Source organism: Edwardsiella piscicida (assembly GCF_021733145.1).
GTDB classification, from domain to species: domain Bacteria; phylum Pseudomonadota; class Gammaproteobacteria; order Enterobacterales; family Enterobacteriaceae; genus Edwardsiella; species Edwardsiella piscicida.
In genome coordinates, this window is the sequence record NZ_CP090968.1 from 3,206,660 (window position 1) to 3,230,893 (window position 24,234).

General features: G+C 51.7%; 18 protein-coding genes and 3 pseudogenes. 8 read left to right on the top strand and 13 right to left on the bottom strand.

Translation table 11 applies throughout. The features are described from left to right. Positions 1–411: 411 nt before the first annotated feature. Positions 412–4,364: pseudogene (locus tag L1P05_RS14595) on the bottom strand (S6 family peptidase). Between the two features lie 1,969 nt (positions 4,365–6,333). On the opposite strand from L1P05_RS14595, the gene L1P05_RS14600 reads away from it, so the two are divergent. The 3 genes from L1P05_RS14600 to L1P05_RS14610 all read left to right on the top strand — a co-directional run bounded on the left by L1P05_RS14600 (position 6,334) and on the right by L1P05_RS14610 (position 9,448). Beyond that, positions 6,334–7,104: an N-acetylmuramoyl-L-alanine amidase gene (locus tag L1P05_RS14600; RefSeq protein WP_012849867.1), complete on the top strand. Its 771-nt coding sequence runs from the start codon at positions 6,334–6,336 to the stop codon at positions 7,102–7,104. 65 nt (positions 7,105–7,169) lie between these two features. Further along, the gene (locus tag L1P05_RS14605) at positions 7,170–7,739 is read left to right on the top strand and encodes a chorismate mutase (RefSeq protein WP_012849868.1); all 570 of its coding nucleotides are present in this window, start codon (positions 7,170–7,172) and stop codon (positions 7,737–7,739) included. Positions 7,740–8,893: 1,154 nt separating this feature from the next. After that, positions 8,894–9,448 carry a hypothetical protein gene (locus L1P05_RS14610; protein ID WP_012849870.1) on the top strand — a complete coding sequence of 185 codons (555 nt, stop codon included), beginning with the start codon at positions 8,894–8,896 and terminating at the stop codon, positions 9,446–9,448. Positions 9,449–9,755: 307 nt separating this feature from the next. On the opposite strand, the gene L1P05_RS14615 is transcribed toward L1P05_RS14610, so the two are convergent. The 12 genes from L1P05_RS14615 to L1P05_RS14670 all read right to left on the bottom strand — a co-directional run bounded on the left by L1P05_RS14615 (position 9,756) and on the right by L1P05_RS14670 (position 19,029). Then, positions 9,756–10,514, bottom strand: coding sequence for an IS4 family transposase (locus L1P05_RS14615; protein WP_012849871.1), 759 nt, complete (start codon positions 10,512–10,514; stop codon positions 9,756–9,758). Between the two features lie 60 nt (positions 10,515–10,574). Continuing rightward, positions 10,575–11,357: an IS21-like element ISSen3 family helper ATPase IstB gene (gene istB, locus L1P05_RS14620; protein ID WP_012846920.1), complete on the bottom strand. Its 783-nt coding sequence runs from the start codon at positions 11,355–11,357 to the stop codon at positions 10,575–10,577. Beyond that, the gene (istA, locus tag L1P05_RS14625) at positions 11,354–12,376 is read right to left on the bottom strand and encodes an IS21 family transposase (protein ID WP_012846921.1); all 1,023 of its coding nucleotides are present in this window, start codon (positions 12,374–12,376) and stop codon (positions 11,354–11,356) included. Before istA (L1P05_RS14625) ends, istB (L1P05_RS14620) begins: the two co-directional genes overlap by 4 nt. A gap of 13 nt (positions 12,377–12,389) precedes the next feature. Further along, a complete protein-coding gene (locus L1P05_RS14630) occupies positions 12,390–12,800 on the bottom strand; it encodes a hypothetical protein (protein WP_049761400.1) in 411 nt (136 codons plus the stop codon). Positions 12,801–12,818: 18 nt separating this feature from the next. Next, positions 12,819–13,418: a 3'-5' exonuclease gene (locus L1P05_RS14635; protein WP_012849881.1), complete on the bottom strand. Its 600-nt coding sequence runs from the start codon at positions 13,416–13,418 to the stop codon at positions 12,819–12,821. 66 nt (positions 13,419–13,484) lie between these two features. Beyond that, positions 13,485–14,096 (bottom strand): hypothetical protein, encoded by a 612-nt coding sequence (locus L1P05_RS14640; protein ID WP_041692546.1) that lies wholly within the window; start codon positions 14,094–14,096, stop codon positions 13,485–13,487. Between the two features lie 461 nt (positions 14,097–14,557). Next, complete coding sequence (locus L1P05_RS14645) at positions 14,558–14,944, bottom strand: Aca2/YdiL-like domain-containing protein (protein WP_041692545.1); 387 nt, start codon at positions 14,942–14,944, stop codon at positions 14,558–14,560. Positions 14,945–15,576: 632 nt separating this feature from the next. Beyond that, positions 15,577–16,233 (bottom strand): hypothetical protein, encoded by a 657-nt coding sequence (locus L1P05_RS14650; protein WP_041692544.1) that lies wholly within the window; start codon positions 16,231–16,233, stop codon positions 15,577–15,579. Continuing rightward, the gene (locus tag L1P05_RS14655) at positions 16,226–17,194 is read right to left on the bottom strand and encodes a hypothetical protein (RefSeq protein WP_012849876.1); all 969 of its coding nucleotides are present in this window, start codon (positions 17,192–17,194) and stop codon (positions 16,226–16,228) included. The genes L1P05_RS14650 and L1P05_RS14655 overlap by 8 nt, the downstream gene beginning before the upstream one ends. 8 nt (positions 17,195–17,202) lie before the next feature. After that, positions 17,203–17,949, bottom strand: coding sequence for a hypothetical protein (locus L1P05_RS14660; protein ID WP_041692543.1), 747 nt, complete (start codon positions 17,947–17,949; stop codon positions 17,203–17,205). Then, complete coding sequence (locus L1P05_RS14665) at positions 17,942–18,748, bottom strand: hypothetical protein (protein WP_049761396.1); 807 nt, start codon at positions 18,746–18,748, stop codon at positions 17,942–17,944. The genes L1P05_RS14660 and L1P05_RS14665 overlap by 8 nt, the downstream gene beginning before the upstream one ends. Further along, entirely contained in the window at positions 18,745–19,029 is a 285-nt protein-coding gene (locus tag L1P05_RS14670) for a hypothetical protein (protein WP_146203342.1), read from the bottom strand. The genes L1P05_RS14665 and L1P05_RS14670 overlap by 4 nt, the downstream gene beginning before the upstream one ends. Here L1P05_RS14670 and L1P05_RS14675 point away from each other — a divergent pair. The 5 genes and pseudogenes from L1P05_RS14675 to L1P05_RS14695 all read left to right on the top strand — a co-directional run. Then, a pseudogene (locus L1P05_RS14675) lies at positions 19,028–20,839 on the top strand (primase-like DNA-binding domain-containing protein); the annotation flags it as partial. The gene L1P05_RS14670 and the pseudogene L1P05_RS14675 sit on opposite strands and share 2 nt — an antisense overlap. 473 nt (positions 20,840–21,312) lie before the next feature. Beyond that, a pseudogene (locus tag L1P05_RS14680) lies at positions 21,313–21,711 on the top strand (tyrosine-type recombinase/integrase); the annotation flags it as partial. 26 nt (positions 21,712–21,737) lie between these two features. Then, complete coding sequence (gene istA / locus L1P05_RS14685) at positions 21,738–22,760, top strand: IS21 family transposase (RefSeq protein ID WP_012846921.1); 1,023 nt, start codon at positions 21,738–21,740, stop codon at positions 22,758–22,760. After that, positions 22,757–23,539, top strand: a complete 783-nt coding sequence (gene istB / locus L1P05_RS14690) for an IS21-like element ISSen3 family helper ATPase IstB (RefSeq protein WP_012846920.1) — start codon at positions 22,757–22,759, stop codon at positions 23,537–23,539. Before istA (L1P05_RS14685) ends, istB (L1P05_RS14690) begins: the two co-directional genes overlap by 4 nt. A gap of 449 nt (positions 23,540–23,988) precedes the next feature. Continuing rightward, a complete protein-coding gene (locus L1P05_RS14695) occupies positions 23,989–24,228 on the top strand; it encodes an HTH-like domain-containing protein (protein WP_012849883.1) in 240 nt (79 codons plus the stop codon). The last annotated feature ends 6 nt before the right edge of the window (positions 24,229–24,234 follow it).

Genomic DNA, 24,234 nt, shown 5'->3' on the forward strand with positions numbered 1-24,234 from the left:
GATTGATTCCACATCGACAACAGCACCGCTCCCTCACCAAGGATAGAGAGCGGCCCCATATTATGATTAAGTCACAGCCTCAACCATGCCCCCCTATCATCGATGGACTGAGAGTCAAAGAATGTATGGGTTGATGACATATCGTTACCAATGGCACACCCTGCTGTGCCAAAATATTTTATAAGGAGCATCATCATTTAGTTTTCATTATTCAGATAATTAGAGCCAAGCATCTGCCATGCCCTAAATTGTCAATTATTGAAATCAACTATCGGTATTTTTACCGACCAACAAGATAACCCAATAATCGAAAGCACAACCGTTTTTCGCCATCAATCAACCTGATTTTGATACTGGATTAAACAGATCAAAATCAGGAGATGACATAACCACGGATACAGACTCCAAATATCAGAAGCTATAGCGTATTCCCAGCCCCCCCTCACCGTCTGTCTTAAAGTCCCCGTCAAAACTGCTGTTCAGCGTCAGCTGTACATGCAGTTTTTCCGTCACTCTGCCGTCAAGCCCCACGGAGGCGGTATAGCGATCGGCGCGCTCCGCGTTATAGTGTCTTGCCCTCCAGTTATCAGTAAGCGTGATACCCGGCATCTCATTCAGCGTAATATTCCGGGATAACCCGGATTTAATCGACAGTATCCCAAAGTCCTTCTCCACCATCACTCCAGCCTTCAGCCACAGCGCCCCCCCGCATGCAGTTCTGCCGACCGGCCATTGCCCTGCAGATAATTGCCATCGATACGGGCCCCGTTCACAGAGACTGATGGCGTGATAGCGATATCGGCGTCTTTAAGATCTATCCGCCACCCAATCCGGGCGCCAGCGGTGGCAATATGGCTCTTCACATTCCCAGACAGATCATTCAGATCGCCCTGAACGGAAAATGTCTCAGACAGCTGTCGGTATCCCGCAGAACCATCCACAAACAGGCCTGATGCTAATGTCTGGCCGGCGAAAAGGCTGACGCCCCATACTCTGTAATCATCGCGGAACCCCGTAGCGCTGCTGTTGCCATCATATAGCTCCACCGCCGTGCCCCAGAATTCACCTGAATCACCGTGCTTTCTGAAACCGAAATCCAGGCCGTTCTGCCTCACGCTATAGGCGTCATAACCACCGTGGCTATAGCCAGTCATGGCCCATGCCCCGCTCTGCGCATCCGTGTAATCAATAATCTGTTCCCAGTGATCTACGTGGTCACTGAGGATATATTCCCGTGCGGCAAACATACTCCGTGCCTTTTTCAGCAGCGCCGTATTATCCTCTTTCCTGAACAGATGCTCCCCATTAACCGGCGTGCTGATATTGCCCGACGACGAACCGCCCGCGCCGCTGCCCGACGACGAACCGCCCGCGCCATTGCCCGACGACGAACCGCCCGCGCCGCTGCCCGACGACGGATCCCCCGCGCCGCTGCCCGACGGCGGATCTCCCACGCCGTTGCCCGACGACGAACCGCCCGCGCCGTTGCCAGCGGAGCCTGAAGCGCCATTGCTCCCATCGCCAGCCGGCGTCATCGCACTGTCAGCGCTCTCCAGAATGGCGCTGTGCTTCAACTGCCACTGAACTCGGCCATCCTTCTCCACGATCTGTGTGTCCGGGGTGTATACCGTAAAGCCACGATTCAGGCTGGCAAAAGAGAAATAGCCGTGCGATGTCCCCGCCGGTGCCGAAGCCAGAGTAAGGTCATTCGTTAGCTGCACCGTCTGGTCAAACAGGTAAGACATATCCAGAATATTATGTTCGCCCTTAGCCTGATTCAGGATATCGATTCGGTCACTAGCGTTGTCCGATGTATTAACCCCCAGACCAATGCGCAGGTTGCTGGCATCCAGAGTATTTACCGTCAATGTCTTCGGTTTCCAGCGGGCCGTCACCAGGGAAAGCACCCCATCGCGGCTTTGCAAAACATCAAGAGAGGAGTCTTGCGTCATGTTCCATATGCCGCCCTGCGCCAGCTGCACATGTGTACCTGAATAGCCGGTAATATCACCGTTAAAGAGAGCATTCACAATATTCAGCTGGCTGTTCCCGCTCAGCGCGGCGCTGCCATTAAATACGCTCCTCTCAGCCTGGTTACGGGCCGCTGATATGCCCTCGCTCAGGCGAAAATCTGTTCCTGCGCCATCTTTTTGATCAATAAATACCCGGTCGTCACCCAGCGTGACAACGGAGTTACTGGCGTCAATGGCGGTATTCAGGGTGGCGTTACGACCTAAACCAAAATCTGTATTCTTCAGAACCAGACGACCCAAGGTGAACGACCTATTTTCCCAATCCTCTTGGTCAAAAGAGGTCGGCTGGGTCCGCACGGACGTATCACCAGTTGCGGCCAGCTTATCCGCGATAGCCCGATCGTTATACGCATGAATGACCGGATGCCCCTGCAATGTCAGGCGTCCGTTTTCCTGAGTGAAACTCCCGGATATATCTGCCGAGCCATCCAGCACTAGCTTCCCGCTACTGCCTGGGGCTACGACATTGCTCACGTTCAAATTCCCTTTTAGCTGACCGTGATACAGATATCCTTGGGCATTCTCTCTTTCTGCCACCTGTTTTTGAGCATCGACCAGGTTATTACCTAAGTACTCCCACGTATCGCTGCTGCGCTGATCCGTCGGGAAATAACCGTAGGAATTGGTTTTCAGGATGAAATAGTCGGTAGTGTTCGCATAAGGGTTGCGGTATTCATAAAGGCTTCCGACAGTTCCCTGGCGAGAGCCGGACCAGCTATTCAGCGCTACATTTCCCGGTGACAGGGTATAATCCATGGCCACCGTGGCACGAACCTCCGCATTATTCGCCAACACCGCGCCATAGTCCGCTGCCCTCAGACGATGGAAGGTAAGACTATTGCCATTAATATCCAGCGTACCGCCATGATACCCCCAGGAAATATTATCCGGCTGCACCTGCCGGTTATCAGACAGCACCACGGTGGGGCGACCGCTGGCGATATTTACGCTGTCGAAGGCCTGAACCCGGCCGTCTTTATCTGTCTGCTGCTGCAGGACAACGGTGCCATCCCCCACCTTCAGCCCTCCTTCATTGACGCCCTCGCCCTGTATAACCAGCGTTCCCTCACCGATTTTATGCAGATTATCGCCCTTCACACCGTTGACCTGCCAGTATACGGACGCATCCTTGTCCACAATAATCCCGGCACCGCTCCAGGTGCTCCCGGTGGATGCGGTTACCCGGTAGTCATTGCGGAATGTCAGGGAGCCTGCGCCCTGTGAAACGCTGTTTTTCAGATCAATCAGCCCTGCCTGTCCCAGAAATACCAGATTCTTACCCGCGTTCAGATCGGCTCCCTGCTGCCCGTGCATGGAATATACCGAGGCTCCCTGCGTTAAGGCTCCGATCCCCCGGCTACCGTCAAAGGTCCAGGAGAGCTCGTGCCCGGCCGAAGCATCAAACCTGATCGGAGCGTCGCTGTCATCAGAAAAAACCTGTGAAATGAAAGCGCCGGGTATCAATTTCTCTATCGACGTCACCCCGCCACCGTTGGCCGCGTGCACCGCAACCAACACCCATTTTTTATTAGCCGCATCCCAGCCAAACACGGGTGAACCGCTATCTCCGGGGCGGGGGCGACTGGCCATAACGCCATAATCATTGATATTCCCGCCCATATTCACCTGAATTCCGCTCAGGCCACCGTGCGAGTAATACGACGCAGGTAATAGCCCTCCGGTAAGATAGTTGTATGCCCCGCTTATTTCAGTGAGAGTGCCATCGTCATCCTGAATATATTGCGTCCCTGATCCCACGCGGTAAAATACGGTGAATCGCGAGGGGTCAAGTATTTCTTCCTGTGAGGCGCCGCTGACAGCGGTGGGAGCGACTTCGGTAACCAGCTTATTGAGTCGTGGCGCGTGAAAATCGATAGAATCATGCTCGTTCCGAGCCACGATGTTGTACTGATTCTCACCATTACCAAAGCCGACGGTCTGATATCCAGAGTTATGCTTCACGCTTACGATATATTGGGGGTTAATCAGTGTCGCAACCCCGATGCCCGAATCCACCGAACTGAAGTCCAGCATCGGTGCCTTATTCAGCGTCGCAATCTGCTCACCTTTTTTATTATAGATAGAGATATTGGTGGCTCCGGGTTTAAAGGCACCCTTATTTTCTGCAAAATCACGGTATTGCTGATAACCAATATTCGAACTAACAATAGAGGCCTCCACCAGGCTACTAGATCCCAGCAGAGATAATAATAACGCAGCGTTCAGGGGAGATCTCCCGGCGATCTGGCAGACACACTTCCTGGCAAATTCGGGAACGGCAATAAATCCACGGGCAACGGTGCTATAGCGGAGAGAGTAGATTCGGTTCATACTATGTATCCATAAAATAACGTCAATCAAGTCATCAGGCGTAATTCACAGCGACAGTCCAGCAGGGCGACCAGACTGATTGTTAACTCGCCACAATGTGGGATTACAGACTAATCCAAGCCATAACATGAATGTCCAGCACATATCCCAATAAAATAAAATCGGCTGAGGACAATAAAACCATGACAAATCCGCTTGCCGGAAATTCGCATCAGGGTAAATAATCACTCCCGGCACTTTTGCAGGCTTCGGATGCATTCCTCCGACCTCTAGCTATTTAACGATGAACCGGAGCAATAGTGGTTATATTGCTATCGCTCTATCTTTTCCTGCGCATCTTGCCGGGGGAGTCTCCAGGCACATTCACTCCCCATCTCGAACTCAGCGATTCAATAACGCGATCAGCACATTCTCCGCAGGCTTAACCGCCCACGAGAAGCCCATGACCATACCGTTTTCGCCGGCCCTGGGTTCCTGGACCTTAAAAATAAATCTGCGGCCATTGTCCATCTACAGCCATTAGAGAACCCGCACTCTTAGCGGCTTCAGACGTTCATCCGCGTTCACAAGGTAACGCTGGCGGCCTGGCACGACACACCAGACCACGTCTCCCTCCGGCAAAACGCAGCCTCAGAAATCGCCCTCTTCGCCAGACCGCTGTTCCCGCCTGCCGGTTTTCGCCTGCTTCAGGGAAAACGCCGTCCGTTACTCGGTATAACGTGGCATGTTGATGCCAGATAACGTTACTTTTCACCAGGGGGAAGAAAGATCGCGTGCTTTACTTTACACAGGTATTGAACCGCGGGGGAGACCTGAACATAAGATTCAGACGAAATCCATTTCTAATCCATGTTGCAGCGCAAATATAACGCTTTAATGAATATCCGCTATTCAGGTGCGTTATTTATCACGACATAAGGTTGAGCTCATATCCTCCATTAATCCGATCCCTGACCGACATAATATTTGAAGACGATTTATACCCGTTACCGCCAACAAACGGGTTAGATGAAAATAACGCCTCCGTCTTCCGGGGGGTAGACTGTCTGCGTCATACCGCATTCCCGGATAAAGGTCAGCCACGCCTCCCGCTGGCCACGGGTGAGCTTCACAGACTGACTCCCCGGACTGCGTGTTAAAGCCATTAACTGGCCCAACATAGAGAATACAGGCAGCTATAGCCGCGATCGACCGGACCGACCTCCTGCCGCAGGCATCTCCCCCTAAGCCGCTCCGGTACCCGCGCCCCCTGCGCACCTCTGCCTGTCGCTACGCCGCACATATCCACGACGGATATCGCCCCCGGCCGGCAAGAGGTACTGCGCTCAGGACCGAGAGCGTCATGTCATCACCGTCCCCGACGCCGCGATTCGCCCCCGCGTACGGGTACTCAATCTCACCGCCGGAGAGGCTCGCCCGCGGAATGGCGCTGCGCCGGTCAGACAAAGCTCGCCGCAGCCGGAAACGCCAAACAAAAGAATATCCGCAGAGGCCATATCTCTATACGGCCGACAATAGGCATTGCACGAATAAAAATATCAGCCGCGCGAAAATAATATCAATGATATCCCGATTTTGACCACGGGTTAAAACGGTTATAAACAGCCCGCCGCAGGCTGTATCGCTCAGCTATGCCACGCCATGGCTCGCCTGAGCACAGTACCTCAAATACGATACTCTACCTGCCTGTCCATGGCGTTGCGGACTCTGCCGACGGTCAAGGCTGAATGAAAATCCATGCGTCATCGGGAGGATCGCAGCGAACCATAGTTCAATATATTGTGGAAATGGCGATGACTATAGCGCTAGTGCATAAGAAGCACAGCCTAGATACGTAGAACTTTTCTACCTTAACAGCAAATTACGCCACAAAAATGCTTCAGAGATAATGCCTGGATCAACTTTGTATACTCTTTGTTGTCATATGTACTGGTATTAATGACTGACACTACAAGAAAAGGGGTTTACTATGTATCTGATTGATTATAATAGTTATCGCTCGGTAAAAGGCTTCAGTCGTCGCGTTCGATTCCTGGTCATGCATTACACTGCTATTGATTTTAAGGCGTCAGTTACCGCGTTGACCGGATCTTCTGTAAGCACCCACTATCTTATCCCTGACCCTTCAGAAAAAACATATATTGATGCCGGCTTTAAGGATATGCGTATTTTCAACCTGGTTGATGAAAATGAGCGTGCCTGGCATGCAGGCGTCAGCTCATGGTCAGGGCGTAGCAATCTAAACGACACGGCCATCGGTATAGAGACAGTCAATCTAGCCACTGAAAACAATAATATATTTATTTTCCCGCCTTATAATCCAGAGCAAATTGAAGCCATTAAAGCGCTGGCAACTAATATCCTACAGCGCTATCCCGATATTACACCTACGAATGTTGTCGGTCACAGTGATATCGCCCCGGGGAGAAAAAGCGATCCAGGGGCGGCTTTCCCGTGGAAAGCGCTGTACGATGCAGGTATCGGCGCATGGTATCAGGAGTCGACTATGCAGAACTACCTGGCACAGTTCAGCCGAACTCAGCCAGCGAAAGCAGATATCATCGCCAAGTTAAAGACATACGGGTATGACACTTCAGATGCTGGAACAGACAACGGATACAAGAATTTAATCCGTGCATTTCAGCTTCACTTCCGACAAAAAAATTATGACGGGATCGCTGATGCTGAAACAGCAGCAATCCTCTATGCGTTAGTGGATAAATATTTCCCGGGGAAATAATGCAATACGCAGATTGACATTAACTGCACCTGCAAACCGGCTTGTTAAAATAGAGGGGATGTTAAGTGGGTCGTAAAATAACAGGAAAATTACTTATTTTAGCTTGGCTATTCTCCTCTACGACAGGATTGGCGAGGTCGATACCAAGCGAAGATATCGCTTCATTAATTAATCAGCGTTTGTCTTACATGAAAGACGTTGCTGGGTACAAAGCGAACCATCATCTGGCGATTGAAGATTTACCTCAGGAAGCCAAAGTATTAGCAAACGCGATGCGCGAGGCCGCGACGTTAGGATTGGATGGTGAATCAGTAAAGCCCTTCATACAGGCACAAATGGATACGGCTAAAGCGATTCAATATCGCTATCGCGCTGACTGGCTATCGATGCCGGAAAAGGGTTGGCAACCTGAGTCCTTGGAGCAGGTAAGAGCCAAAATCAGTATGTTAAACACCAATATTCTTACCGATATCAGGACACAGTTAACGGCGGGCGATCCGTTGACTGACAAAGCCGCTTTTATGAAAAGGCTTAATCAAACCAACTTAAGAGACAGTGATAAAGAGCACCTGTGGTATTCATTGAAAAAAATTACTTTAAAGAAATATCCAGACCCTGTAAATCATGCAGTGTAACGGCCACTGAGCTCAGGTGATCGCGCAGGCGGTCACCTGAGCTCGATAATAAAACGCCCTCTCGCCAGCCGATAGCCCTAGCGCGACATAATCCATGTTCTCGATGCTGCCAGTACCACCAGTGATCCCCCCTGCGCACCGAGTCATCTGCCGGGAACACTCTGCGTTTCTTGGTATCCACAAGGATAATGCTGTTCAGTAATTCGACGGTATTGATCGCGTAGATAGCTTTGCGGATATCGGGTGGATAGCCGACAGGCCTGTCAATATTTTCCCTGTAGATACGTCAACCGTTGCAGATTGGCGAACATTTGTCATCCCAGACCTCTGCGAGCCGGAACCGAACCATCAAGGCTACGATGGCTGCCGGAGCCTAAAGCCCGTCGGTGACAGCCTTGCCGTCTCTCCAATCACGTATTTCTGGCAGTTACGCGCTATAGAGATGATATACAGCGGGATATGAGTGTATGGATAGATGCTGTTGATTGCATCCGGGAAATCTTTCAGACCATCCACGCAGGTCATAAAGGCCACAAGTTTTAAACGCCTCTAACCAGCCACATCTCAGCACTGTTTTCCGGCCTCCGGTGTATATATCCCGCACCAGGCAGATGAAAATCTCTCACTTTTCACTGCGCTAATTTTTATCCAGGGTCAGTCCGATTCAGGAAGATCCCTCACCGAGGGTTAAACGTTAAAAACATATAAACATCAAACCAGTTTATGCCGCAACTTTAACAATACATTTTCATTTTCGGGTGTGTTTTTATTTTTCATTTCACCAACGTTACCGTGACAATAATGTGAATAGAATGTAATACTTCCTTTCCCTTTAATAAAAACTATTGTCGTGATAAAATTATTCATATTACAAAAAGAAGTAACCGTTCGTTACTTTATATAATCGAATAGTCTATCCGTAATTGATAGTTAAACCCAACCCCGTATCGGTTGTCCCCCGTGAATTAAGATACAGAGCAGATGAGTGACTTTGTATAAAATCTCATCGAGACATGGAGCAACTTTATACAAAGCGTAATAAATCGGGGCTACCCATATCTGCAGCACTAAAAACAATAAATTTAGCTTAGCGAGCTTTTTCATATGCTGAAAGACTCTATTTGGTGTGGTTAAAATGCAAAAGGAAACACGTTATGTTCAATTTCAATAAATCAGATATAAATGCCCTGAGCCTGATCATCGTCCCGCTCATTTTATCAGCGCTGGGTGCCTGGATTAATCCAGCGATCATCGGGCCTGCCAGCATCGGGAGCTGCATTTTCTATATTTACGCCGACCGTAAGCAGCGCAAACAGGCCGGGGTGAACTCACCCTCATTCTGGTGGTGGCTGTTATCACCGGTCTATCTGTGGAAACGTGACACCCTGGACAGCCGAGCCAAACATCCCCTGTTTCTGCTCTGGTGCGTATCCGTTGTGGTTATGGTGCTGATCAGCCTAGCGGCGGATGCGAAAAAATCTAACCAACTGGTGAAAACACGCACCTGCGAACTGGTGACCGAAATCATGCACGATAACCGCATTCAGGGATCCTGTGTTAAGACCATGGAGTTGAATCGTGTAGAAGGTACTGAGTTCTATCGCGGTACAGTATTGATCACTAACGGTAACGAGGTGCCCGTCACCACCAACATGCAGAAGGATGGGAACATCTACGTGCGTATCACCGATACTTCTACTTTGCGTTAAACAATCACGATGGCTGAAGGAGGTCGTGCCTTCAGCCAGTCTTCAGGTGAAGCGCTTTGGACACCAGTTACTGAACCGTAAGCGTACAGCGTGACTTGCAACTACCCACATCTCCCGGTAGCAATTTCCCATCCAATTTGGATTTCGTTTAATCGTCGTAAACCGTGCCAGATAACAATATTACCGGGTGGATACTTATTTTTATTCCCCGTGTATCCGCCCAACTGGGCAAGTTTTATCGTATATTTTTCCAGTGGAGGCGATGACATGATTTGTGCTGTGTCTTTGACCATCGCGTCCAGTATTTTTAGCTCTGTGTCGCTGAAAGCAATTTCTGCAGGGCTGCGGGCATTTCCCAACTTAGCATTGTCAGCCAGAATATTCTCCAGCTCAGGATACAGTAACAACATAATAAATTTGTCAGCCGTTCCGCCGAACCCAACCTGGAACGTTCAGCCTGGCAACCAGACTTCATAACCTTATGGAATGTCTCTATTTTCCAGCGGTGGCTGTACCATTCCAGCTTTTCCGTGGCTTCAGCCAGATTTGTCACTGGCAGGTCAGTCAGCAACTTCCACTCAACCCTGGTATCATTATCCGGACATTCTTCTGTCGCAATAAGTGCCGTCAGCTGTAGATCGGGATACTGCTTTGCCTTACCAATCGGTGGATGTAATGTAAGTGTTTTCCATCTGACATTTAGTATTATTTCGCGTACTTCTTCCTGGTCATGTCGAAGAAAGATCCGATGACGCCCCTGATGGTCGGGAGTCACACTTTTCATTTTCTCCTCCATAGTTGTATTTTCAGCCAGACGATTAACACATGTTCTGACCAGAAAATGTGTATTTAACTCCGATGCCAGGCAATACAGTTCGTAAATATCACTCTCACGGTCACCAATATGAACGCATCGTTCCGGGCATTTCAGTAATGCCGTCGACTGCCGTAAATTCTCCAGCCAGCGATAACTTTCTTTCTCTTCAATGGGAACGCGAGTCGGATTAATTTTCCTTTTAAGTGCGTTAGTACCTTTAAATTTTTTCCGGGTCCAGAATTTTGTCAACGACGGGTAAAAAGTGATCCACTTACATCTCCACCGACGGTCTAATATTGATCCACCGTTTTACTCAGGATTAGCTTCAGCGATAACCCCGGCCTTTCGTTTCTGTTTCAGTCGATAACTCTCTCCTTTTATTTGAACAACGTGTGAGTGGTGTAAGATCCGGTCCAGCATCGCGGATGTTAGCGCCGCATCACCGGCGAACGTCTGATCCCACTGCCCGAACGGCAGGTTGGAGGTCAGGATCATCGCGCTCTTTTCATAACGTTTGGCGATGACCTGGAAGAACAGCTTGGCTTCTTCCTGGCTGAACGGCAGGTAGCCTATTTCATCGATGATGAGCAGCTTTGGTGCCATCACGCCACGGTGAAGCGTTGTTTTATAGCGCCCCTGGCGTTGTGCCGTGGACAGCTGAAGCAAGAGATCCGCCGCCGTAGTGAAGCGAACCTTGATACCCGCCCGTACCGCTTCGTAGCCCATTGCTATTGCCAGATGCGTTTTCCCCACGCCGGATGGCCCCAGCAACACGATGTTTTCGTTGCGCTCTATGAAGCTCAGTGAACGCAGCGACTGGATCTGCTTCTGCGGCGCACCGGTGGCGAAGGTAAAGTCGTATTCTTCGAACGTTTTCACTGCCGGGAAGGCCGCCATCCGGGTATACATTGCCTGTTTACGCTGATGTCGGGCCAGTTTCTCTTCGTGAAGCAGATGCTCCAGGAAGTCCATGTAACTCCATTCCTGCTCCACTGCCTGCTGTGACAGGGCTGGCGCTGCGCTGATCAGACTGTCCAGTTGCAGCTGTTCGGCAAGCACCATCAGCCGTTGATGTTGCAGTTCCACCATCATGCGGCTCCTCTGCAGAACGTGTCATAGATGGATAGCGGGTGGTGCAGTGGCTGCCTGTCGAAGGTCACCAGGCTTTCGTCTACCTGCACGTCATACTGTTTTTTCTCCGTCGGTAGAGCCAGCATGGACTGCTGCTCTTCGATCCAGCGATCGCAGGGACGGGTCTGTATTGTTTCGTGCCTGCGCTGGTTAGCGACATCGTGCAACCAGCGCAGGCCGTAGCGGTTGGCTGTTTCAACATCGACGGTGATCCCCAACGGACGCAGGCGAGTCATTAGCGGGATGTAGAAGCTGTTGCGGGTGTACTGCACCATCCGCTCCACCTTGCCTTTAGTCTGTGCTCTGAAGGGGCGGCACAGCCGTGGAGAGAAGCCCATCTCTTTGCCGAACTGCCACAGTGAAGGGTTGAACCGGTGTTGCCCGGCCCGATAAGCATCGCGCTGTAGCACTACCGTTTTCATGTTGTCGTAGAGCACTTCACGCGGTACGCCACCGAAGAAGCTGAACGCATTACGGTGGCATTCTTCCAGGGTGTCGTAGCGCATATTGTCAGTGAACTCGATATACAGCATTCTGCTGAACCCCAGAACGGCAACGAACACATGAAGTGGTGATTTGCCATTACGCATGGTGCCCCAGTCAACCTGCATCTGTCGTCCTGGCTCTGTTTCGAAGCGCACGACAGGCTCCTGTTCCTGAGGAATGGCAAGTGAACGTATGAACTCTCTCAGGATGGTCATGCCACCACGATAACCCTGCTCCGTGATCTCGCGGGCGATGACCGTTGCAGGGATTTTATAAGGATGAGCATCGGCGATGCGTTGCCGAATATAGTCCCGGTATTCATCCAGGAGTGAAGCGGTTGCGGGACGCGGCGTATATTTTGGCGGCTCAGACTGCGCACGCAGATAACGCTTTACGGTGTTACGGGAGATACCCAGTTCCCTGGCGATCGCCCGACTGCTCATACCCTGCTTATGCAGGATTTTAATTTCCATAACTGTCTCAAAAGTGACCATAAGCTCTCCCGAATCAGGAGAGCAGATTAACCCCTGGATCTAATTTCAGGCGTCGGATATGGATCACTTTCGCACCGTTGGTAACAGCAACTTTCATTTTCATCCAACTCTCGTGGCTAGAGTCAGCTCTGGCTTCGGGGTGATCGATGTGAAAATTAACACCAGCGATGGCTGATTGCCGCACCCATTCTGGAGCGCTCTCCCATGGAAGTTGGGAGCTGTCCCCCAACGCTTTGCAGTATGCCCGGTTCAGTTCATGGCATTTTCTTGCCAACTTATTCTTTGCGTCTTCGATGATGTTATTGATATGGGTATCCATGAGCCTGTTTGCCTCGGTTTCGCTTCGGTATTTTTCTTCACTAAGTGTCATGGTATCAAGTGCCAGTTTGACCTGTGATTTTAGCTGGGACTCTATTTCCTCCATGTAAGTAATCCCCTTGGGTTAATCTGCTTTGACCATAGATCGCATTAATGCCAGCGTTCTATTTACGTCCCCTAGCGCGCTGTGTGGAATGTTGTCATCATCCACATCTTGCTGAAACATCGCCATCGATAGGCTCTGCCAGCGGTAAGATTGATGTTCCTCATTCCACTGCCCGTAGAAGTGCGCATAAGCCTCCATGGCACAATTCACCTCCGTATTCACTACGATAGGTGGTAGACCATGCTTAGCCGCCGACTGGGCCATCATGCGCATGTCGAACTGAGCGTTGTAGACCACCAGCGGGGCCGTATTCAGAATGCGAGCGATCTCGTCATGAACCTCGGCCCACGTTGGCTTCTCGGCCACCATTTCGTTTGTGATGCCGTGGATGGCGGTAGTGATCTCGGTAATGGGGTTGACTGGCTTAATTAGCGAGTGAAACAGGACAGTGCCATCTTGATCGATAATTGCGGCGGAGACGATTTCGGCGTTTTCTTTCACACCGGTCGTTTCTGTATCCAGGATATTGCACTTTCGCAGCCAATTGGCGACCTGCTGTATAGCGTTCTGACGGAGTGCTGGTGCGTTATCGGGGGTTTTAGGAATAGGGGAGGTCATTCTTTCTCCGGGATCATAGTCAATGGTTCTACCGGCAGCGCCAGGGACGCTGCTCGGTTCGGTAAGTTATTGCCTTAGCATTGCGAGGATCTCTTCTGGTGAAGGGATTTTTTCTTGTCCAAACTTCTGACACAACTGCTGGTACAAAATGCCTGTGAACAGCTCTAGGCTTGGTTTTAATGAGTCGAGTTCTTGGCGCTGCGCATCGTCCAGCTGGTAGATCTCTGCGTAGAAAGCGCAGGCCTTCTGGAATGCCTCGGTGAGGCCCAGCTTATCGATCCGGTAGTGCTTTGAGGTTTGTAAGTTACGGCCATTTCTCCGGGCACAGTATGTGACGATAAACTCCGGGAATGTGTAGGCGCTTTTCACTGCGCCACCAGCCTTATTGTCTAGTTTTCGCTGGTGGGTTAACTTCACATGGAAGTTCTTCACGATCAGCGACGGACGTTCACCATGTCGAGGGGTGAAGACGTTCTTAGACCATCCACTCCTTTTGGCCTCCTCCGCCTCCGCTTTCCAGCTCTGATCCATCTCATAGGCTAGTTTCTTAGCTAGGTCTGGCGGGTATTTATTGGTTGAAAAATACTTCTGCCGGTCTTTCCCTGCGACGGATACGTGGACGCGGTAGCCCACGAAACCAGTAGGGTGTTCTCCAAATGCGTAAAATTTAACAGGCATGAAACCATCTCTTCCTCAGCGCGCATCGAGGCTATCAATTAGACCATTTTTAAAACATAACCGATCCGTTATATTAACTATGGATGCTAACCTTTGTTGATATCCACATTCACGCTGACAACATCAAACTGCCTGGCTATGTAGTTCACACAGTCACCGAGTTCACGCCAGGTACGGGCCTTCCGGCTTCCCCTGACGCCACAAACAACAAATCGCCCAACATGTTCAGACCCGCTTACTACGGCGAAAGCAATCCAACACCCGGTAGGATCACGCCGTATGTTGAACCTAAGCTCATCCTTCGATACGCGGCGCTTTATCTCTGCTGGCCGGAGAAAATACTCCACGTCACTCAGCCTCTCACTGATAACCATAGGAAAATTATAGCGACAATGCACAGGCTGAGCTATTTAGTTATAAAAATAGCAACAAATGGTGGAGTCTTTTCCTGTTATCGGTGGCTACACATGCCGATCGTTGCCTGACTGCTTATCCTCCGACAGGATGGCGCCATCTTCGGCGAATAGCGCTGCGGCGACGCTTTGGCTCAATCGCCACATGACAGCGGATTGATCGCCGGTGGATGACGTGTAGGCATCCCGCGTGCGATAGAACTGGATAGAGTGTGGGGCTACCGCCTTAGACATCTCTTGGCGCTGGTGGCTGAGCATTTCCCCCCTAGTCTTTGCTAGGGCTTCCATTTTCGTTGCTACATCGTCTGGTACTGGACTACGCCCGGACTCCCAATACTGCCAGGAACGCGGTGACACATGCCCGATCTCTTCTGCCGCCTCAGCAACGTCCAATAGGAACAGTTTCCGCAGTGCCTGTAATTCGATATTAGTCATATTGTCACCTTAGCTATTCGCTACCGGCCTACTAGGCAGAGTAACTAACGAGATCTGGCCATCCGTTAGGATACTCAAGATCTGGCGCCCTTGCTGGCCGTGCAGTGGAGATTGAATTGGTTGCCCCGAATACTCTACGGCAGAAGAGTCCCTCACGGAAAACACACCATGAGGTATCGTGACGTCGTTTCTGAGCCACATTCTGAGCCGGAAATCGATGAGCCAGCCGTTGGAAAGCTCGATCCAAAAATGAGGCCTAACGGTTTGCGCTGAAATGTGGTGGCGGGCACTTCCCACCATACAAGTGTGGGGAATTCTGGCCGTGGTGAGCAGGTGGCTGATTGTCCAGGTCATACCGTCACACTCGATGTGGCAGTCATCCAACGGGGCAAGAGCTGTTTCCAGCTGCCGGCACCAGACGGTATAGGGGAGGGCAGAGGCGCGTTCTGGCTCCTCTGCAATAGTATCTGTGGTCATGTATCATCTCTCTACAGAGGCGGCCCGAGCCAATCTCGAACCTGCGATCATGTTAGTTCGCAATCGCGAACAAGACAAGCTCTATTTTATCTCCGTTATTATTTGGATGAATAAATCATCATTTACTCATTTGATTAAATGAGGCTTTGAGCCTGTTAGCATTTGACGTCTACACCAGCACACTTGAGCTTGAACTCGCCACCAGCCTCAATATTGATCTCTTGCCCGGCTTTGATCCCGAAGCTTTCCAGTGCTTCCAGCTTCATTGACTTGGCCGTTTTGATGGTTACGTCGTTCGTGCCCTCGATGTGGATCTCCTTAGCGCCAGAAATCAAGATTTGGCCCGAGTCGTTAAAACTGATCTCTGTCCCTGACGCGGTGTGCGTAACCGACCAGCCGCCGCCGGCTGTGCGGCGCTCTAGTAGGCCATTACGGTTCGATACGTTGTCCTCAGTAGGGGTGATCGGCGGCGCTGGTGGCTGTCCCTCAGTCCGTTTCGGTTGGTATGCCCCTGGCCCACCCCATGCCTCTGGCGGTAGGTTTGGCTTCCCGCCAGGGGCGTCCTGGGCGGCACAGGTGATACGCGGTCGGCGGGAGTCGCCCCCGTATGGGAAGTCTACCCACACCAGATCCCCTTTTTTTCCAGGGACGAACCCACCCCCGACAGGAAGTGCGTATTCAGCCCAGGGGCAACTTGATACATCCACACCATCCCATAGTCCCTGTAGTTGTACTCGGGCCATCATCAGCCCTTGTGGGTGGACTGTATCGACGATAGCAGCGCGATAGCTGCCCATTAATGGCTTACCCACGTAAGACTCCTAATTCCAGCGTACACATGTAGTTGTTTGGCGTTTCGTGATGAACCACCCGGGTGATCAGAATCTCCGGCGGGGCCGACTCATCCAATACGTTTTCGTTACTCATTTTGTTGATGCGGATACCTACCATCATCCCTGCTTGTAGCGCGCCGTCTCCCGCGGTTTCAACCTCCAGGAGTGGGACGATGTGTTTTAGGCGGTTATTTAGTTGGGATAGTGTGGCGTTGGGAACAAACTCGATCGGGGCATCATCATTGCCCGTGCTGTATTGCCATCCTTCGGTCATGGAGTAGCAGCTGTAACGCTTAACATTCTGGCGTTCGCTCGCGAAGTCATGATCCAGCCATTTATAAAAGGCGATCGTGTGCTCTGCCTTCGGGTTATGTGACTCCAGCATAATGACTGGTGGTTGTTGGAATGCTTCGCTGTATGGCACTAGGTGTAGCTTTCCTCTCGACCAATAGCACAAACAGGCATGATCCTTTGCAATCTCCCTCAGTAGGCCAGAGGGCGCCTCTCCGGCATCGAGGTGATAAGTACACAGGCCTGTTACTCGCCCGGCCTCGATAGGTATGCCAGACGCTAGGGTTTTTACCGACTGTAGCGTTGGTTTATCCGCGAGGAAAATAGCCTTTGGGGATGGCTTTTTTAGCTTATCCATATCCTTTTGGATAGCACAGACTCGCATACGGCCATTGCTGACAGGAGCTTTTAAAATGGTGAAGGTTTCCTGAAATAGATCGGGATTCCCCAGTAAGGCCACCACCTCTCCGCCTGACTTAACACCGTTCTCATCGCGCATCGAGCCGCTTTCGTCGGCTATTTCTAGGATTAACAGTGAGCCGTTCATGTTGACGTGCTCGATGTAGGTTGTGGACTCGATCTTCCCTTTGTCTAGCCGCTTACCGTTCAGGGTGATGCTTTGGACAAAGAAATAGCTTTTCCCGCTCATATCTCTCTTCACCCCCGCTTACTGAGTGCCGTGTAGACCTCTATCTGCGCTGGCTTGTGCTTTACTCCGACGGCTTGGAGTAGCTCTCCGACAACATCGAGGCTGGTGGTCATTCCATAGAGGCGAGAGTCATTGAACGGTAGCGTCACCGAGTCGAACGACACGCTTTTCGATGACTCGATCTCTCCATGCAATGTGATAGGCATATTGAATAGCTTGGTCGCCGCAGTGAAACGGGAGCGCCCATGTGAGCTGTATAGGCGAAGCGCAGTGGCCAGGTTGGCGGCCAGATATAAGACTGTTGGTTTATCCTCAGCCAGGATGGTGATGCTCGCGGTACTGCGCACAAACATTTTGTGCACCACTGCGATTGTCTCGCCATTTTTGTTGTGAAGATCACCACACAACTCAATATCGCGGTATGCCTCTCCATCAGCAAATGCAAAAGAGACGGGCATGGCGACATTGACCACGGGTAGGGTGTTGCTATCGTGCTTTTTCGCGCTGATAGCGGACAGGATCGACTGCGGATCATTAAACTCCCCACAGACAACCCGCTGGGCTAACTCCTTCTCTAAGAAGGCCAGGACTCCTTTGTTCCGGGGAGCGGTCTTATCAGTAACCACCAGCCCTGAAAACCGGCTCGCAATGAAGTTTCCCAGGCCGGTTTCAAGGTCGATGAGCGAGGTCGTCTCATGGTTTCCGGTTAGCTTAATAGAGGGAGTATTGAAGCGTGCAATTAGTTCGTTATTCATCAGTGATTACTCCTTCAAATGTGCGGCAAGGGATGCAGTAATACAGGGTGCCAGCCTTGGTCGTTCCGTAGTTTTCGGCTCGATGCACATACCACCAGACACGACGTGGCTCCCCACTGGCGGTTTCCTCCTCCCATTCCAGAACGGAGCCAGTAGGGATATTTTCAGCGGCGATCTGCAATACCAGCACAGTGCCGGTATCTATTGCGTTCTCTCCGGTAATATCCATGCCGATGAAAGCCTGGCTGTCGTCCGGGCTATCCAGGACAACTACTGGCTCGGGGTCGAAATATTCGGCATCGGTCTGGCGGATATCCACACTGCCGAATTCAGGTGGTTCATATCCGTCGGGAGTGGCTTCACTCTCGATGGGCTTGGCGCGGTATAGCAGGGCATCGAAACTAAACGGATTGCGCTCGATGTACTTCATCCAGTAAGCGGCCTGAATGTCGTTAAACGGCTTATGCCGGTCGAACCGGCGGCGCATCGCTGGTGGCTCAGGAGTGAAGTCAGGATCTGCTTCTGGATAAGGCTCGGATAACTCGCCTTCAATAATGAGATCCACATCGTCACTTCCCGGTGCGTCCGGGGTGCCCGGTGCGTCCGGTGCGTCCGGCGATGGCTCGGCGGCGGTGTTGCCCTGGGCGCTGGGTGGATTTTTTGCTAATTCGGGCGCCGGTGGGCTGCTTTGCTCAGATTCTGGTATCAAGCCTACGCATTCTGGTACAGATTGGCTGATATCCTGGCTCCCTTGGCCCAGTTCCGTCGGAATTGGGTCAAACATATCGTCGTAAATCACGACACACCTCCTTGGTGCTTGAGCCATTGTTCAAAGGCGGCATTGGCTTCTGATAGTGTTTTCCCACCAGCGATCTCATTATTCACAAACGTCTGTTTTTGCATTTTGAGCATGGCGGCCAACTGTCTTTTTAGGTTCTCGTTTTCTTTCTGGACGGCTTTGGCCTTTATCTCGGCGGCCATAGCACGCTTCTTGTCAGCGGCACTCTGTTTACGAGCGCGTGTGGCGCTCTGGCGCAGTCTCTGGATCTTGTCCTTGTCGCGCACCAGCTTTGCGGCCAACGTCCAGCTCATTAACGCAGACGGCCTCAAGCGCACCCTGAAAGGGGGGCAGGTGAAAGGGGCGTGTCATATTCTCGACGGGAAAAAAGAGACGGGGAAACGGCTGTGGATAGCGGAGGGCTATGCGACCGCGCTCACCGTGCATCACCTGACCGGGGAAACCGTCATGGTGGCGCTGTCGTCGGTGAACCTCCTTTCTCTGGCGAGCCTTGCCCGTCACAAATTCCCGGCCTGTCGGATTGTGCTGGCCGCCGACCGCGACCTTAACGGCGACGGCCAGACCAAAGCGTCTGCGGCCGCAGAGTCCTGCGAGGGCGTGGTCGCCCTGCCGCCGGTGTTCGGTGACTGGAATGATGCGTATATACAGCACGGCGGGGATGCCACGCGTAAAGCCATGTATGACGCTATCCGGCCACCGGCGCAAAGCCCTTTCTCTACCATGAGCGAGGCGGAATTTACCGCCATGAGCACCAGTGAGAAAGCCATGCGGGTGCATGAGCATTACGGCGAAGCGCTGGCGGTGGATGCGAACGGGCAGCTCCTGTCCCGCTATGAGGCGGGAATATGGAAAATCATTCCGCCGTCGGACTTTGCGCGCGACGTGGCCGGACTGTTCCAGCGCCTGCGCGCCCCGTTCTCATCGGGGAAAATTGCCTCGGTGGTCGACACCCTGAAACTGATTATTCCACAGCAGGACGCCCCGGCACGGCGGCTGATTGGCTTTCGCAACGGCGTGCTTGATACCAGTACCGGTATATTCAGCCCGCACAGCAAAACGCACTGGCTGCGCACCCTGTGCGACGTGGATTTCACCCCGCCGGTCGAGGGGGAAACGCTGGAGACGCACGCGCCGAATTTCTGGCGCTGGCTCGACCGCGCCGCCGGTTCGCGTGCCGATAAACGTGACGTGATTCTGGCTGCGCTGTTTATGGTGCTGGCGAACCGCTACGACTGGCAGCTCTTCCTCGAAGTGACCGGTCCGGGCGGCAGCGGCAAAAGTATTCTGGCCGAAATAGCGACCATGCTCGCCGGAGAAGATAACGCCACGTCAGCGACTATCGAAACGCTGGAATCCCCCCGCGAGCGAGCGGCGCTGATTGGCTTCTCGCTGATACGTCTGCCTGACCAGGAGAAATGGAGCGGTGACGGGGCAGGACTCAAGGCCATTACCGGCGGGGATGCGGTCTCCGTTGACCCGAAATACCGCGATGCGTACTCCACCCATATTCCGGCGGTGATACTGGCCGTAAACAACAATCCGATGCGCTTCACCGACCGCAGCGGCGGGGTGTCGCGTCGCCGGGTGATAATGCACTTCCCGGAACAGATAGCCCCGGAAGAACGCGACCCGAAACTGAAAGATAAAATCGCCCGGGAGCTGGCCGTCATCGTGCGCCAGCTCATGCAGACGTTCAGCGACCCGATGACCGCGCGCACACTGCTCCAGTCGCAGCAGAACTCCGACGAGGCGCTCAGCATCAAACGTGACGCCGACCCGACATTTGATTTTTGTGGCTATCTGGAGGCACTGCCCGAACCTGACGGTATGTACATGGGGAATGCGAATATCATCCCGCGACAGCCGCGCCTGTACCTGTATCACGCCTACCTGGTGTACATGGAGGCGCACGGCTACAAGAATACCCTCAGCCTGACCATGTTCGGCAAAGGGCTGTCGTCGATGCTGAAAGAGTACGGGCTGAATTACGGTAAGCGGCGAACAAATCAGGGGATGCAGACGAACCTTGCGCTCAGGGAGGAAAGCAACGCCGACTGGCTGCCCCGGTGCGATGAAACTACCGCGACATAACCTACCCGGACCGGCATAAGCCGGTCTTTTTTTACCTGAAATCCCGGAAAGTGAACAGTAAAGTGTTCACTGTTCACGGACTGTTCACTGCGTATCACATTGAAATTAAAGATAAATAATGGCGAGTGAACAGTGTGAACAGTTTTCCGTAAAAAAAGTTTTTTTTAGGTCCTTCATTCTTCCGGTTTGGATCTGTAGCACGGATCCAAACCGGAGATTATGTTTTGAAGTTATTAATCTTTCTTATCAATGTGTTGTCGTTTGAAGGGGGTTAAAAAATGATGGGGGCACAAATGGGGGCACTTTAATGAGATGTGGTAAATAAATTCTTTATATTTAACATGTTAAGTTGTGATTTGAGTCCGGCCTTCGCACCAAGTGATGCGATCAAACCACCGAAAGGTGGTTTTTTTGTATCTGAAATCTGTGCTACGCAAGGTAATTTCCTGCCTTTACTTTCTATCGCTATTCTGAATTCGGTAGTTCTCTTTGTTGGCGATCACGATCCGCATAAATCTCTGAGTGAGAATACGGTGAACAAGGCTTTACGAGTGATGGACTATGACACGAAAACGGAAGTGTGTGGATATAGCTTCAAAGCTATGGCATGTAGTTCATTGATGGAGTCACGCTTGTGGTCGAGGGATGCAGCAGAGCGGCAGATGAGTCACCAAGAACGCAACTCTGTGCGGGCTGCTTATATCCATAAGGCTGAGCATCTGGGGGAGAGGAGGCTGATGCTGCAGTGGTGGGCGGATTATCTGGATGCAAATCGAGAAAAAATCTTTTCTCCTTTTGACTATGCAAAAATCTGTTACCAACGGTGCGAAAGTGATCCATATCCGACGCCTGAAATTAGATCCAGGGGTTAATCTGCTCTCCTGATTCGGGAGAGCTTATGGTCACTTTTGAGACAGTTATGGAAATTAAAATCCTGCATAAGCAGGGTATGAGCAGTCGGGCGATCGCCAGGGAACTGGGTATCTCCCGTAACACCGTAAAGCGTTATCTGCGTGCGCAGTCTGAGCCGCCAAAATATACGCCGCGTCCCGCAACCGCTTCACTCCTGGATGAATACCGGGACTATATTCGGCAACGCATCGCCGATGCTCATCCTTATAAAATCCCTGCAACGGTCATCGCCCGCGAGATCACGGAGCAGGGTTATCGTGGTGGCATGACCATCCTGAGAGAGTTCATACGTTCACTTGCCATTCCTCAGGAACAGGAGCCTGTCGTGCGCTTCGAAACAGAGCCAGGACGACAGATGCAGGTTGACTGGGGCACCATGCGTAATGGCAAATCACCACTTCATGTGTTCGTTGCCGTTCTGGGGTTCAGCAGAATGCTGTATATCGAGTTCACTGACAATATGCGCTACGACACCCTGGAAGAATGCCACCGTAATGCGTTCAGCTTCTTCGGTGGCGTACCGCGTGAAGTGCTCTACGACAACATGAAAACGGTAGTGCTACAGCGCGATGCTTATCGGGCCGGGCAACACCGGTTCAACCCTTCACTGTGGCAGTTCGGCAAAGAGATGGGCTTCTCTCCACGGCTGTGCCGCCCCTTCAGAGCACAGACTAAAGGCAAGGTGGAGCGGATGGTGCAGTACACCCGCAACAGCTTCTACATCCCGCTAATGACTCGCCTGCGTCCGTTGGGGATCACCGTCGATGTTGAAACAGCCAACCGCTACGGCCTGCGCTGGTTGCACGATGTCGCTAACCAGCGCAGGCACGAAACAATACAGACCCGTCCCTGCGATCGCTGGATCGAAGAGCAGCAGTCCATGCTGGCTCTACCGACGGAGAAAAAACAGTATGACGTGCAGGTAGACGAAAGCCTGGTGACCTTCGACAGGCAGCCACTGCACCACCCGCTATCCATCTATGACACGTTCTGCAGAGGAGCCGCATGATGGTGGAACTGCAACATCAACGGCTGATGGTGCTTGCCGAACAGCTGCAACTGGACAGTCTGATCAGCGCAGCGCCAGCCCTGTCACAGCAGGCAGTGGAGCAGGAATGGAGTTACATGGACTTCCTGGAGCATCTGCTTCACGAAGAGAAACTGGCCCGACATCAGCGTAAACAGGCAATGTATACCCGGATGGCGGCCTTCCCGGCAGTGAAAACGTTCGAAGAATACGACTTTACCTTCGCCACCGGTGCGCCGCAGAAGCAGATCCAGTCGCTGCGTTCACTGAGCTTCATAGAGCGCAACGAAAACATCGTGTTGCTGGGGCCATCCGGCGTGGGGAAAACGCATCTGGCAATAGCAATGGGCTACGAAGCGGTACGGGCGGGTATCAAGGTTCGCTTCACTACGGCGGCGGATCTCTTGCTTCAGCTGTCCACGGCACAACGCCAGGGGCGCTATAAAACAACGCTTCACCGTGGCGTGATGGCACCAAAGCTGCTCATCATCGATGAAATAGGCTACCTGCCGTTCAGCCAGGAAGAAGCCAAGCTGTTCTTCCAGGTCATCGCCAAACGTTATGAAAAGAGCGCGATGATCCTGACCTCCAACCTGCCGTTCGGGCAGTGGGATCAGACGTTCGCCGGTGATGCGGCGCTAACATCCGCGATGCTGGACCGGATCTTACACCACTCACACGTTGTTCAAATAAAAGGAGAGAGTTATCGACTGAAACAGAAACGAAAGGCCGGGGTTATCGCTGAAGCTAATCCTGAGTAAAACGGTGGATCAATATTAGACCGTCGGTGGAGATGTAAGTGGATCACTTTTTACCCGTCGTTGACAAAATCAATAACCCACTAAGCCAGAATAAGTAACTATGCAAGAAAGCGGATAGCAATAGTAGGGGCGAATTGATTTAATCGGCATTAAGGTCACAGTCACGTATTGTGATGCTCCATCCAGCTATCTAGCTATGATAGCTGAAGGAGGTATAAAAAATGTAAATGTATCATAGTAACAAATAAGCGATATCTTTAGGAAACTAACACAGTTATCTGATTTCGTAGATTCTAATGAGAAAATCTCGATGGCTGGTTTGCTCAAAGAAATTTTTTTCGCTTATAAACCATGCAAATAACACCTCTGCTCGCCTTACTTCTTGAACCCAATGCCATATTTAGCTAATTTAGCTAACTTATCCAGCACGCCTATGGTTGCCCATCTTTATGAACGAAAACGAGATTTATTACCGTATTCAGCAGGCGCTTGCCTGTGCGTCGCGTAACCGGTACACCGTCGAGCTGCATCTGCAAATGATAAAATATGCCGACGAACTGGAACACATTACGGCGAAAGCCTTTTGCGAAGGCACTGGCCTGAGCCAGAGCCTCGGCACTGAATTCAGCAAAATGCGTAACTTAACCCGTCGGCTGAAAGCCGCCGGACTGAACACCGATCTGCTGTAATCGTTT